The sequence below is a fragment of the Pseudovibrio sp. POLY-S9 genome (assembly GCF_001431305.1).
Classification (GTDB): domain Bacteria; phylum Pseudomonadota; class Alphaproteobacteria; order Rhizobiales; family Stappiaceae; genus Pseudovibrio.
This window is the reverse complement of record NZ_LCWX01000142.1, coordinates 1-12,855: the sequence shown is the minus strand read 5'-3', so window position 1 is coordinate 12,855 and position 12,855 is coordinate 1. Positions and strand designations below refer to the sequence as shown.

Here is a 12,855-nt window from a genome sequence, read left to right as displayed (position 1 = left end):
TGACGAACTCGGCCTTGCGCTCATCGATGGCCTTTATGTTAAGCGGGACGGGGACACCATCCACATCGGCCCGACCATTGGCATCATGGGTGCGGGCAAGTTTGATCCTGAGCGCCGCCACCAGCAGGACATGCTGACATACGCTCAAACCTGCGGCTACATCGCCTTTCTGTTTTCGCCTGAAGATTACAACTGGGCTACAAACACAATCACCGGGGAGACCATGCCTGGCCACCGCCAGCCCGGTCTGCCCCTGCCCACCGCCATTTATAATCGCATTCACACCCGCGATGAAGAGCACAAACTGCGTGTGGAAGCGGTGAAGAACCGGATGCGCGCTCTGGGCTCTCACATCTACAATCCCGGCTTCTTTGATAAATGGGAGGTGCATGAGCACCTGATGTACGGGCAAAAGCTGCGCAAGTATCTGCCCGAAACCCACCGAGCACCGACACCACCGCTTTTAAAGAAGATTCTGGACCGCCATCACTCTGCTTATCTCAAACCCGTCGACGGGCGAGGGGGCAAACTGCTGATGCGCTTGTCCAGGCGCGATAAAGGCTACCGCTTGCAATGGTTGACCGATCTATCCTGCCCGCATGCGGATTTCATGCAGCTGGAAGACGCGTTTGAGTTCGCCTTCAGTCATACGTCACTGGACCAGTATCTGGTGCAGCAAAGTCTCGACTTTTCTTCGTTCGATGGCAGGTCTGTCGATTGCCGCGTTCAGATGCAAAAGGACATCAGCGGCACATGGCGCTGCTTGATGATCGGCCCAAGGGTCTGCGCGCACGGTTGTATCTCCTCCCACTTCAGCCAGGGTGCGGATGTGATTGATCCGGATGACTACTTCACCAACGCGTTTGGCAAGAAGGCCGAGGCGGTAAAAGCGGCTGTCGAGGAATGCGGTTTCGCCATTGCCCATCGTATGGACGACTATCACACCTCTCCAATCGGGGAACTGGGACTGGATATAGGTGTCGACAAAACCGGTTGTCCGAAGCTTCTCGAGATCAACGCCAAGCCCGGACGCATGATCTTTCTCGATCCGCGCCACGCAGAAGCAAGAGTTTCAACGCTGGAGGCCAGCATCGATTATGGCGCGTTTCTTTCCGGCTTTGGCGACGAGCCTGAGTGACAAGCGGCAAAACATATAGATGTCAGGAAGGTCTTAGCGCTCCGGTTACTTTGATTGCTGTTTGGCCTGTCAGGCTCTCACGTGTTGAGCAAAAACATACCGCATCTGTACTAAAACAACTCTTTGAGCATCTACGCGAGCAAGATCACGACGAGAGTTCAGTCGCATCTGGAGGTCACTGTGGCGCGGAAACTAAATGAATCCTCAGCAGTCATCGTCGGAGGCACATCCGGCATCGGATTTGCTTCTGCCAAAACACTCCTCCAATCCGGTCTTCAAAAACTCACCATTTGCGCACGGGACGTCACCAAGGGCCGCAATGCTCTGAGCAAACTTGCAGCAGAATTTCCCGGTGCCTATCTGCATTTTGTCCAATGCGACGCTTCAGACCCGGGTCGCACCGAAACCGCCATTACCCATGCGGAACTGGCTATGGGGCGAATCGATGTGCTGGTTAGTACCGGTGGCGGAGGCGTCATCCCCAGACCATTGCATGAGCTGAAACTGCAAGAGCTCATGCCCACAATCACCTCGCTCATGAGCAGTATCCTGCACCCAATTCATGCAGTTTATCCGGTCATGACGAAGCAACGCTGCGGTTCAATTATTTGTTTAACCTCGGATGTTTCCATAATCCCGACCTTTGGCAGCACAGCCGTCGGGTCTGCAACAGCAGGCATCTCCATGTTCTGCCGTGCCCTAGCGGTAGAAGCCAAACAGCATTGCATCCGGGTCAATTGTGTCAGCCCAAGTGTTGTACGTGGAACCCCTCTTTATGATAAGCTTCAAAGAGATCCTTTTGCTGCAAGCCTCATCTCAAAAGTCGAGCAGAACGCTCATCTGGGCGTCATCAAGCCCGACGAAGTAGCCGAAGCGATCAACTTCCTCGCCGGTCCGGGCTCTGCTAAAATAACAGGACAAATCATTAGCGTTTCCGGAGGAGGTACACCGATTTAGATTTTACAGGTCACCAGTCCTATGGAAAGTTTAGTACGCACTTTTACCCTTTCTGAAATGAGCGAAACCCCCGATTTCATTCCCACCATTGCCCATCGCATCTGGCAGACCTGGTGGCGAGACAAAGGCGTTTTGCAAGACGAGATCGAAGTCAAAGTCCGCGCAGCTCTTTGTCCTGAAGCTGTCCCCACCGCCTTTGTTGCCCACCGCGACGGAACATACCTTGGCAGCGCATTGCTGATTGAAAGCGACTTTGCCGCCCGTCCTCAACTGACACCATGGGTCGCCGCCGTGTGGACCGAGGAAGTTCATCGCCGCGAAGGTATTGGCACAGCCCTTGTTGCACGCATGGCCCAACTGGCGTTTGAAAACGGGTACTCACGTGTGTATCTGTGCGCCTCAGACGACAACACCCCGTTCTATGAGAAAATGGGCTGGCGCGTGCTTGAGTATCACGTCAAACAGTTGAACGTGCTGGCGCTGGATAAACCTGCCTCGTCATAAGCTGGGTCGGCGTAACACCAAGGCGTTTTTTAAAAGTCGAGCTCATATGTGCGTGGGAAGAAAACCCGCAGGCATAAGCAACTTGGCTGAGTGTGCTGTGTGGTGCGCCAAGAAGTTTGCGCGCCCGCGCCACGCGTCGCTCCACCACATAATCGTGGGGCGTTTTGCCAGTAGCGCCTTTGAACGCACGATTGAAAAAGCCCGCTGACAGATCCACACATGCTGCCAGATCAGACATGGACATCTGCCGTGCAAGGTGATCTTCGACAAACTCTTCCACTCGCTTCAGCCGCGTATCAGTCATAGACGCTGCGGATGGAGGATCTTCATAGGCGCCCGCCTGAACTTGCTCTACCACATCCAGCAGAGCATAGAGCTGAGCTTCAATTGCTAAGGTGTCCTGAGGCTCAGCTGCGAGAAGTGCATTGCGAAGATGAAAAGCAGCTTTGATCGCATCAGGCGAGATGGCATGGTTGAAGCGCATCTGTTCTCCGCGATCTGGCGGGAGTTCAGCTGGTATCGTAAAAGTCAGATACTCCCCACCGCGCTCGCTCTCCGAGGTGACATCGCATCCCCTCGGCACAAAGGCGAGGCTGTTGGGCCGAGTCCAGAAATCAACCCGGCGATCGCTGTCAAAAGAATGCGCCCCGCGCTGGCTTTCAAACGCAAACCCGATTGAGGCCTGCGCTGCCGTGTAGGCAACAGCATAGGCGCTGCTAGGCAACAACTGCAGCTTCCACTTGCTGATAATGTCCCGCGCTGAACTCATAGCCTCAGTTGCTTCAATAGGTTCATCTGATTTCCGACGCATTATCTATAAGCCGACTAACCCACGGCAAACAAGAGGACATTGGCCAAAGGCGTTTAGGTCAGTATTTTGAAAGCCATCATCGGCGTCAGGTTTTAAGCTCATGGCAAAGTGTTTTTAACTGCCAAAAGGAAATCGAATGCCGCTGTTTTCACTAGAGGATCTGGAAGCTGCCCACACCACGGTTAAGCAGTTTGTCCCCGAAACCCCGTGTTATGCATGGCCATTACTGAAAGAACGTAGTGGTGTTGATGTTTTCGTAAAGCATGAAAACCATACGCCAACAGGCTCGTTCAAGGCTCGTGGCGGGTTCACCTATGTGGATGCTTTGATGAAGTCTGCGCAAAAGCCCACTGGGCTGGTGACGGCGACGCGTGGCAATCATGGTCAGTCCGTTGCTCTTGGCGCGAGCCGAAATGGCATTCCCTCTTATATTGTTGTGCCCGAAGGAAACTCACTGGAAAAGAACGCTGCTATGCGCGCGTTTGGGGCCAATGTGATCATTGCGGGCAAGGATTTTGATGAAAGCCGCGTGGTTGCGCAGCAACTGCAGGAAAAGCACGGCTATCACATGGTGCCTCCGTTCCACGAGAACATCGTCAAAGGTGTCTCCACCTATGCGCTGGAGCTGTACCGTGCCGTTGCTGATCTGGATGTGGTTTATGTGCCGATTGGCATGGGCTCTGGCATATGCAGCCTGATCACGGTTCGCGATCTGCTCGGCCTGAAAACCAAGATCATTGGCGTGACCGCTAAAAACGCCGCTGCCTTTGCGCTGTCCTTTAAAGCTGGCAAGGCAATTCAGACGGACACAGCCAACACCTTCGCAGATGGGATGGCCTGCCGCGATCCGCAGGCACAACCGCTGGAGATCATCCTGAAAGGTGCGGAAGATGTGGTCAGCGTGAGCGAGGCGCAGATTGCTGAAGCAATGGCGGCCTACTACAAAGACACCCACAATCTGGCAGAAGGGGCAGGGGCTGCCCCACTTGCAGGCCTGATGGCAAACAAGCACAATTTGCAGGGTAAACGGGCAGGTGTGATCCTGACGGGTGGCAACATTGACCTGACCACCTTCCTGAGTGTGATGAACACCCAGTTACAGGCAACTGGTGAGCTTGCATCAGCCTAACAAAATAGGCCGGAGAGACGTGTTTGTTCTCTCCGGCCTATTTGATGAGTTAAGCCTGATCTTGCTGAGGCTTGAGCTCCGGCTCTTCCTCTTCAACTGGCGTGTCAAACGACAAGAACCGTTTGTTTGCCCAGGCAATACCAACCAGTGTTAGTCCAAGACCAATGAACGATGTTGCGCGGGCAAGACCATACAGACCCGACATGTCGATGAAGAACACTTTCAGGCAGGTGATAATGATGAACGCCAGTCCTGCCTGCCCAACTCGTTTACGTTGCTTCACAGAGGCAAACGCGATCAGCCCAACTGAGAAGATCAGCATCGCGACGGTGTAGCTGTAGAGTTCCTCCAGAACCACACCACGACCTGTCAACACAGGCCCCTGCCAGAAGGCGCGGATTTCCAACCCGACAAACATAACCAGCAAGACGCCCGCCAGACCGCGTGTCGCGTTTTGCAGGTAAGCCTCACGGGTCCAGAAGCGCTCAGTTGCCAGCAACAACGCCAGAGCAGGATACAGATAGGCAATTGAGAGGCTATCAATCGGGAAATAGCCGAAGACGTGGTCCCGAGCCAGTGGGTTGGCTAAAATCGCAACCAGACAGTTCAACACTGCAATGGCCCAGTACCAATGGAATAGTCCTCTTCTCAACTTGGCGAAGGAATTTGAGAAGCTCATCCGCTTCAGCTGAACGGAAACCTGAATTGCCAGAACAAAGGCATAGGACCCATGCATCACATACATGGGCATGTCGCCTTGATCGCGGTAGAACACCTGAAGCAAGGCGCAGAAGAACAGGGATAGGGCTGCCCAGACAGTCGTTTCAAACACAACTGCTTCGCTCTCATCCCCGCGCTGCTGGCCGCGCCACCAGCCAAATGCGCTGAGCGCGAGCACTGGCAGGAACAGCAGCGAAATGTCTCCGTAACCCGCTTCACCAAATCCGTCGATGTAACGCTGCGTGGTGAAGAAGACCATGCCACTCAGGTAAGCAAAGAACGCCTTTCGCGCTATGCTAAGCCCAAACAGATCTGAGATTTCAAGAACCACAACGGCTCCGATCATGAGAACCATCGGAAGCGTGATCTCGCCAAAGAAGTAGTAGGCAAATGGCAAGAATAGCAGGAAGGCAAGGGCAGCACTGCCCTCAGTCCCAAACTCAAACTTATGCGCTGACTTGCAGAGGTAGACCGCCACGCAAACTTGCAGAGCAAGCGCAAACAGGTAGCCAAAGGCTCCGATAGCGCTCAGCAGCTCTGGCGCGTGCAGGACCGTGTAGACGAAGTAGACCCCCGCGCCAAGCCCCGGCAAGGCGACGGCAGACCAGTTCCAGAACCACGCACGCGTGGAGGTTTGGCCACGTAACAAGCTGCCTCCTGTCACCGCTGTGATCGTAACAGCCAAAGTGGCAAGATAGAACAGCTTATCGTCTGGCACAGATTGCCAGGCCAGCGCCTTCGGCATCCACATCATCAACGCAAAGCCTGCAAGCAGTGCTGGTCCAATCAGGTCAAGGCTTTCCGCTTTACTCAAAAAGAACACATGGGCGACCAGCAAACCAGCAAACATCAGCGTCATAGGCCGTGCCAGACCCATGTCTTCACCCGCAAAGAACAACCCGGTCAGGAGCACAAGACCTGTCACGGCATAGCTTAGCAAAGCTGGATAGGTCTTCTTGTAGTCCCGAAATGTGTTGTCCAATGGCCAGCTGGAGATCGCTGCTTTCGGCGGAAAACCAAAGGCAGGCACCGTAATCGTCAGCGCCAGAATTGCGGCCAGCATGAGCGGTGTCAGTTGTTGTTCCGGCATCTGGATCTGCAACAGGAATACCCAGACGAAAACGGAAAGGACGCTGAGTGTGGAGAGCCAGATCCAGCGCTGCAAGCGTTCAACCGCAAAACTTGTTGCCAGCACCATCGCAAAATAGAGATAGAGCAGAGCGGACGGTTCTGACCCGCCCACCAGCAGCGGGGAGTAATAGGCCCCAAGAATACCAATGGTCGCGAGCACTGGCCCATAAAGAAGGCCACCACCAATCGCGAGCCAGGACACAAGCGCCAATCCGATGAAGGTGGTCGTTGGGCCAATCAACCCATAAAGCGAATAAGCGCCCACTGTGGCGCCAAATAGAGAGGCAAGACCACCACTGGCCGCCGCAACCAATGGGCCGAACGGATCAACATGCGCCTCTTTCTGCCGGAAGCGGAAGAACTCGGAGCCAGCAATCAGCAGGACACCAAAGGCCAGCGCACAGCTGATGCGCATGGCTGGTGAGAGGACGCCGTTCTCAATTCCGTATTGAACAAAGAAGATACCGCCGAAAGCAAGCGACAGGGCACCCAGCCAGACAACCCAGTTTTTGCGGACATTGTCGATAACGCTGCGGGCAACACCGGTAAACCACGCTTCAACCGGATCAGCCTTTGGCTGAGGTGGCGCAGATTGATGCGAGTCTGCCTTCTGATCAGATTTTGGAACGTCTTTCTGGGAGTTTTTCTGATCAAGCGTTTCACTGGCAGTTGATCTGTTCTGCTCTTCAGGCTTCGTTTCGTCATAGGCAGCAGCCCACTGATAAGCTAAAGCAGCGTGTTTTGCTGCCTCCCGTTTCCTGTCGCCGTTGAATTCTTCTTGGGAGGTCAGTCCGTCTGTAATAGGCGTTTCTGCTGGTTTGTTCTCTTCATTTTGCGCATCCACAGGTCTCATCCATGGCTTCTTCGCATAAGATGGCACAGTGGATTCACGAGATGTCGCTGGTTTTTCGGCACCAGTTGGAGCTGTTTGAGCAGTCCCCACATTTGGAGGCAGGCCCTGCAACTCAGCCATGCTCTTATGCAGCTCTTTCATCTGCGCATTCAAAAACGTGAGTTTGAGCGCAATATCTGAGAGGCGGTTGTAAAATGCGAATGCCACGCCAAGGAAAAGGGCGACGGCAACAATAATTATGAGTTCCATGAAAACCTGAGGAAGCAAGACTTAAAGAAAAAAGACTGCGGTAAACCTACACGCATTGCCCGTTAAGAGCCACGACAATTTTTCCTGTGCCTGACCTGCAGCTGCCTCAACTGGTCTCAGAAGCTTCAAACAAAAAACAGAGGACACCGCCGCGTCCTCTGCTTTCAAATTGTACTGTTGGGGGAACGGTACAATCAGGCCCTAAAGGCCAAGCTGTTCTTTTAGGCCACCAATGAATGTTGCATCATCCAGTGCTTTGCGGTTGTCGAGAAACTGGACGGCATCTGCCCCAGCACGATAGCGCAGGGTATCGGTGCCGTCCGTGACAGCAGTATAGATGACGTCAGCCACAACGCTTGGTGCGGAAGGCTGCATGCCCCCGTTCATGGCACCGAACAGCGCTTGCACAACACTCTGGTATTCCGTCATGCTCTCGTCATTGGTGAAGTCGAAAGAACGACCGGCGAAATCGGTGCTGATCATACCGGGTTCAACAATCTTCATCTTGATGCCAGCAGCCTCCAGTTCAAAGTGAAGCGCCTCTGAAATGCCTTCTACCGCAAACTTTGTGCCGTGATACAGCGCGCCGAGCGGGAAGGTCATCTGGCCGCCGATGGACGAAATGTTCACAATCGTACCGGATTTGTTGGCGCGAAGGTGGGGCAGGACACCTTTTGTCACGGCAATCAAGCCGATGACGTTGGTTTCAAACTGGCGGCGTACTTTCTCCATGGAGAAGGCTTCCAGCGGGCCATAAGCGCCATACCCGGCGTTGTTGAGCAGCACGTCAATTTTGCCAAAGCGCGTGATGCCCTCAGCAACAGCCGTTTCAATGGAAGCTTCATCCGTCACATCCAGACGGGTCACAAGAGTATTATCGAGCTGCGTCAGCTCCTCTTCCTTTTCGGGCTGGCGCATTGTTGCGATCACGTTCCAGCCTTTGTCGTGAAAGTACTGTGCGGTGACCTTGCCAATGCCAGAGGACGCGCCTGTGATGAGAATAGTGTTGGACATGAGAAACTCCTGAAACCTTACGCGAGATATCTTCCTTGGAAACTCGCTTGTTATTCTTCGTCTCTGTCAAACTAGGGATGCAGTTGGATCGGTTCAAAGCCATATCGCGCCAAATGACTCGCAAATGACGCCAAACTTAAAACTGTCAGGGTGCAGAACGAGAATGGACGGGATGCAGGGCAAAACATGAGGCCGGAACCACCAAGATCGGTACAACTGCTGAGGGCTGTTCGACCAATTACCAGCGGGCTGCGTTAACGGGTCGCAACTCCATTCCTGCTATTACAGGCTACAAAAAGCCACAGAGAAGTGGGTATTCTGGCTCAGCTGATTGGCAATGTCCTGAGGGACAAAAGAACAGACGAGATTTCTGCCACTGCCGCTGCCAGTATTTTGGAGCCGATTATGCAGAACGGACTGGAACACAGCACAACAACGCGTGAACTTCCTGTCTCCCAGCAGCCGGAGGTCGACTATGTGCGCGTCCGCTTTGCCGGAGACTCGGGCGACGGCATTCAGATGACGGGCACGCGGCTGGCTGAAAGTGCTGCCAGATTTGGCAATGACATTGCGACATTCCCGGATTTTCCGGCGGATATACGCGCCCCAAGCGGTACGATCTATGGTGTCTCAGCCTATTCCCTCAATATCGGCCACACCGAAGTGGACACGTTTGGTGATGAAACCGATGCGTTGGTGGCGCTGAACCCGGCAGCCTTGCGTAAGTATCTGGAAGGTGTGAAGCAGAACGGCCTGCTGATCATCGATATGGACGCCTTTACCGAGCGCGCCATCACCAAAGCAGGTTTTTCCGCCAATCCGTTGGAAGATGGGTCGCTCTCCAGCTTCCGCGTGCTGCCGCTGGAGATCACCAGCAACACAGAAAAAGCGCTGAAGGAAACCGGCCTTTCCGCCAAGGATGCGCGGCGCAGTAAGAACATGTGGACCCTTGGTCTGGTTCTATGGCTGTTCGAGCGCTCCACCGCAGATGTTGAGCATTGGATCGAGCAGAAGTTCCACAAAAAGCCTGATGTGGCCAAAGCCAATATCATGGCATTGCAGGCAGGGCACCTCTACGGAGAAGTCACCGATCTGCCGCCGGATGTTTCCCGCTACCGCATTCAACCAGCTCCATTGATGGAAGGCGAGTATCGCTCCATCAATGGCAACGAAGGCATGGCCTATGGCCTTTATGCTGGCGCCACCCTTGCTGATTTGGAACTGTTTTACGGCTCCTACCCAATCACGCCAGCATCACCATTGCTGCACACCGTGGCAAAGTTGAAGGAGCTAGGTGCGATTTCGTTTCAGGCGGAAGATGAAATTGCTGCCATCTGCGCTGCCATCGGAGCATCCTACGCCGGACATCTGGGCGTGACGGGCTCTTCCGGTCCCGGCATTGCGTTGAAGACAGAGGCCATTGGCCTTGCCATCATGACAGAGCTGCCACTGGTAATTGTCAACGTCCAGCGCGGCGGTCCTTCCACTGGCCTGCCAACCAAGACGGAACAGTCCGATCTTTTTCAGGCCATCTGGGGTCGCAACGGGGATGCCCCGCTGCCTGTCATCGCACCAGCCCATCCGGGTGAGTGCTTTGACATGGGTGTCGAAGCAGCTAAGTTGGCCACAAAGCACATGACACCACTCATGGTGCTCACTGATGGCTACATTGCCAACGCCAGTGCCCCATGGAAACTGCCAGACTTCAGTGATCCAGCCTATGCTCCATTCCCGGTCAAGAAAGCCACAGATCCAGAGGGTTTCCTGCCCTATGACCACGATCCTGACACCATGGCCCGCCCATGGGCTGTCCCGGGCACTGCTGACCTGATGCACCGCATTGGCGGGCTGGAGAAGCAGGCGGGCAGTGGCAACATCTCGTATGACGGCGAAAACCACCAGCTTATGACCCAGATCCGCGCCCAAAAGCTGGAGGCCATCGCGAAAAGCATTCCGCCGCAGCATGTGGAATCCGGAGAGGCCACAGGCAAACTGGCTTTGCTTGGCTGGGGTTCCAGTTGGGGGCCAATCCGCGTGGCGGCCCGCCGTGCAGAGCTGGAAGGCAAGTCCGTCTCCCACATTCACCTGCGCCACCTCTGGCCTTTGCCGCCTAATCTGGAGGAGCTGCTCTTGGGGTTTGATCGGGTGATCATTCCAGAAATGAACAACGGCCAATTGGCAACAGTGCTGCGCAGCCAGATGGATGTTCCGGTTGAGAGCGTTTCCTGCGTGAAGGGACGTCCATTCCTCGTCCGTGAGATCGCCAAAATCATTGAGGACGCGCTGGGAGTTTCATCATGACTGACCTGAAACCAAAAGATTTCGCCAGTTCTCTCGATGTTCGCTGGTGCCCGGGCTGCGGTGATTACGCTGTTTTGAAAAGCCTGCACAAGATGCTGGCAGATACAGGCGCAAAGCTGGAAGACACCCTGTGCGTTTCCGGCATCGGTTGCTCCTCCCGCTTGCCATACTACATGGCAACCTATGGCTTCCACACAATCCATGGACGTGCACCTGCAATTGCTTCCGGTGCAAAGCTTGCTAATCCTGAGCTGGATGTGTGGGTGTTCACGGGTGATGGTGACGGCCTGTCCATCGGCGGCAACCATCTGCTCCACGCGCTGCGCCGAAATCTCGATATGCAGATCGTGCTGTTCAACAACCAGATTTACGGCCTGACCAAAGGCCAGTACTCGCCAACCTCACAAAAGGGCATGCGCACGCCGAGTTCTCCGGGCGGTACAGTGGAAATGCCGCTCAACCCGGCTCGCTTTGCCATTGGGGCAGGCTCCAAGTTCATCGCACGCAGCATTGACACACAGGCCAAAGTGCTCGGCCCTATTTTGCAAGAGGCACGCGACTTTGACGGCACCGCCTTCGTGGAAGTGCTGCAGAACTGCGTGATCTTCAACGACGGTGTGTTTGATCACCTGAAAGATAAGAAGCAGGGACCGAACCACACCATCGTGGTGGAACATGGTCAGCCCATGGTGTTCGGTGTCAATAAAGACAAAGGCATCCGTGTAAAACCCGGCGGCTTTGGACTGGATATCGTTTCATTGGAAGAGGATGGCCTGACCGAAGCAGATCTGCTGGTTCATGACGAAACCAACCACGCACTGGCAGTTGCATTGGCTGAGCTGGGAGAGAAAGACGGCGAACCAACCGTCCTCGGCATCCTGTTTCGCGAACAAACCACCGAATTCGGCACCGCCAGCCGCATCGGCCTGCCAGAAAAGCCCTTGAGCATGGCCGAAAAACTCGACCGCCTTTCTGCAACCCTGCGCGCATCAGAAACATGGGATGTGGGCGAAGACGCTGCTTAATGCATCCTTCACAATCAAAGACAGTAAGAGCCTGCAAACATAACCGTTTGCGGGCTCTTGTCTTGACAGAGCGTGTTCCGCCTCCCACGTCTGCGATTAGAACAAGATGTAGGGATTAGGCATGACACTTGAACAGATCTGGCAGGAGTATCGTGCGGCGCTCAAAGCCTTTCTGCATTCAAAGCTGAGCAATCCGGCGGATGTAGATGACCTGTTGCAGGATATTTTGATCAAGACATTTGAAAAGCGCAGTGAGCTGAAAGACCAGACTGCGCTCAAATCCTGGCTGTTTCAGGTGGCCAACAACGCGATCATTGACCATTACCGCAAGAATGCCACGCGCAGTGACACCTCTGCAGCGGAAGATTGGCACAAACAAGACGCTGCCAGCATTGAGCAGGATCTGGCAGTTTGCATTCGCCCGTTCATTGCCTCTTTACCGGATGACAGCGCACAGCTTCTGACGCGCATTGATCTGGATGGCATCTCACAAAAGGAACTGGCCGCAGAAATGGGCATCAGCTACTCCACGTTGAAATCTCGCGTCCAGAAAAGTCGCAGTGAAATGCGTAAACTCTATGAAGACTGCTGCAAGATGACTTTGGACGCCAAAGGCCGTGTCGCAGATTATCAAGAAAAATCTGATAGTTGTAAAAATTGCTAGGGCGTATTCCGGAAAAGTGGACACCGGCTTTCCGATAAGAATACGCAGGCAAAAGTAAATCCAAACAGACCGTGAGCTTCCTAAAATCGGTCTGTCTTGGATTTCATTTCGTCTTTTTCCGTCCTCGCCCGTCTAACAAGCGAAACTAAATGAGGACACTAAGATGCTCAAAATCATTAGCTATAAAATCTGCCCCTTCGTCCAGCGTGTTACGGCCATGCTTGAAGCGAAGCAGATGCCTTACCAGATCGATTACATCAGGGCCTAGTGGGCACATAGCTGCATGTGTGGACGCCCCTGGAAATGCAAGCGGTTTTTCGTCAGATTGAGTGAATGCGGTCGAGTTCCTACGTGTGTCC

At 54.2% G+C, this 12,855-nt stretch carries 11 protein-coding genes; 7 read left to right on the top strand and 4 right to left on the bottom strand.

The genetic code is table 11. The features are described 5' to 3' along the window. From PPL9_RS12085 to PPL9_RS12075, 3 genes are all read left to right on the top strand, one after another. The coding region (locus tag PPL9_RS12085) for a YheC/YheD family protein (protein ID WP_057462926.1) at positions 1-1,138 on the top strand (1,138 nt) is incomplete at its 5' end. A gap of 180 nt (positions 1,139-1,318) precedes the next feature. After that, positions 1,319-2,095: an SDR family oxidoreductase gene (locus PPL9_RS12080; protein WP_057462925.1), complete on the top strand. Its 777-nt coding sequence runs from the start codon at positions 1,319-1,321 to the stop codon at positions 2,093-2,095. 21 nt (positions 2,096-2,116) lie between these two features. Further along, positions 2,117-2,599 (top strand): GNAT family N-acetyltransferase, encoded by a 483-nt coding sequence (locus tag PPL9_RS12075; RefSeq protein ID WP_057462924.1) that lies wholly within the window; start codon positions 2,117-2,119, stop codon positions 2,597-2,599. On the opposite strand, the gene PPL9_RS12070 is transcribed toward PPL9_RS12075, so the two are convergent. Beyond that, positions 2,553-3,368, bottom strand: coding sequence for an AraC family transcriptional regulator (locus PPL9_RS12070; RefSeq protein WP_057462923.1), 816 nt, complete (start codon positions 3,366-3,368; stop codon positions 2,553-2,555). The genes PPL9_RS12075 and PPL9_RS12070 overlap by 47 nt on opposite strands. 178 nt (positions 3,369-3,546) lie before the next feature. On the opposite strand from PPL9_RS12070, the gene PPL9_RS12065 reads away from it, so the two are divergent. Continuing rightward, positions 3,547-4,539, top strand: coding sequence for a threonine dehydratase (locus PPL9_RS12065; protein WP_057462922.1), 993 nt, complete (start codon positions 3,547-3,549; stop codon positions 4,537-4,539). Positions 4,540-4,588: 49 nt separating this feature from the next. On the opposite strand, the gene PPL9_RS12060 is transcribed toward PPL9_RS12065, so the two are convergent. Together PPL9_RS12060 and PPL9_RS12055 are read right to left on the bottom strand one after the other, a co-directional pair. Continuing rightward, positions 4,589-7,492, bottom strand: coding sequence for a DUF2339 domain-containing protein (locus tag PPL9_RS12060; RefSeq protein ID WP_057462921.1), 2,904 nt, complete (start codon positions 7,490-7,492; stop codon positions 4,589-4,591). 201 nt (positions 7,493-7,693) lie between these two features. Further along, positions 7,694-8,506: an SDR family oxidoreductase gene (locus PPL9_RS12055; RefSeq protein ID WP_057462920.1), complete on the bottom strand. Its 813-nt coding sequence runs from the start codon at positions 8,504-8,506 to the stop codon at positions 7,694-7,696. 405 nt (positions 8,507-8,911) lie between these two features. On the opposite strand from PPL9_RS12055, the gene PPL9_RS12050 reads away from it, so the two are divergent. The 3 genes from PPL9_RS12050 (at position 8,912) to sigZ (ending at position 12,496) form a co-directional block, all read left to right on the top strand. Then, on the top strand, positions 8,912-10,807 hold the full coding sequence (locus tag PPL9_RS12050; RefSeq protein WP_057462948.1) for a 2-oxoacid:acceptor oxidoreductase subunit alpha: 1,896 nt from the start codon (positions 8,912-8,914) through the stop codon (positions 10,805-10,807). Then, positions 10,804-11,832 carry a 2-oxoacid:ferredoxin oxidoreductase subunit beta gene (locus PPL9_RS12045; protein ID WP_057462919.1) on the top strand — a complete coding sequence of 343 codons (1,029 nt, stop codon included), beginning with the start codon at positions 10,804-10,806 and terminating at the stop codon, positions 11,830-11,832. The genes PPL9_RS12050 and PPL9_RS12045 overlap by 4 nt, the downstream gene beginning before the upstream one ends. A 121-nt stretch (positions 11,833-11,953) precedes the next feature. Continuing rightward, positions 11,954-12,496: an RNA polymerase sigma factor SigZ gene (sigZ, locus tag PPL9_RS12040; RefSeq protein ID WP_057462918.1), complete on the top strand. Its 543-nt coding sequence runs from the start codon at positions 11,954-11,956 to the stop codon at positions 12,494-12,496. Between the two features lie 145 nt (positions 12,497-12,641). Here sigZ and PPL9_RS33260 read toward each other — a convergent pair. Further along, positions 12,642-12,855 (bottom strand): hypothetical protein (locus PPL9_RS33260; protein ID WP_208989331.1); only part of this gene is annotated, 214 nt, incomplete at its 5' end.

Excerpts from the sequence above, each read along its gene's own strand:
- PPL9_RS12050 (WP_057462948.1), top strand. The coding sequence starts at position 8,912 with ATGCAGAACGGACTGGAACACAGCACAACAACGCGTGAACTTCCTGTC.
- PPL9_RS12075 (WP_057462924.1), top strand. The coding sequence starts at position 2,117 with ATGGAAAGTTTAGTACGCACTTTTACCCTTTCTGAAATGAGCGAAACC.
- PPL9_RS12055 (WP_057462920.1), bottom strand. The coding sequence starts at position 8,506 with ATGTCCAACACTATTCTCATCACAGGCGCGTCCTCTGGCATTGGCAAG.
- PPL9_RS12065 (WP_057462922.1), top strand. The coding sequence starts at position 3,547 with ATGCCGCTGTTTTCACTAGAGGATCTGGAAGCTGCCCACACCACGGTT.
- sigZ (WP_057462918.1), top strand. The coding sequence starts at position 11,954 with ATGACACTTGAACAGATCTGGCAGGAGTATCGTGCGGCGCTCAAAGCC.
- PPL9_RS12060 (WP_057462921.1), bottom strand. The coding sequence starts at position 7,492 with ATGGAACTCATAATTATTGTTGCCGTCGCCCTTTTCCTTGGCGTGGCA.
- PPL9_RS12070 (WP_057462923.1), bottom strand. The coding sequence starts at position 3,368 with ATGAGTTCAGCGCGGGACATTATCAGCAAGTGGAAGCTGCAGTTGTTG.
- PPL9_RS12045 (WP_057462919.1), top strand. The coding sequence starts at position 10,804 with ATGACTGACCTGAAACCAAAAGATTTCGCCAGTTCTCTCGATGTTCGC.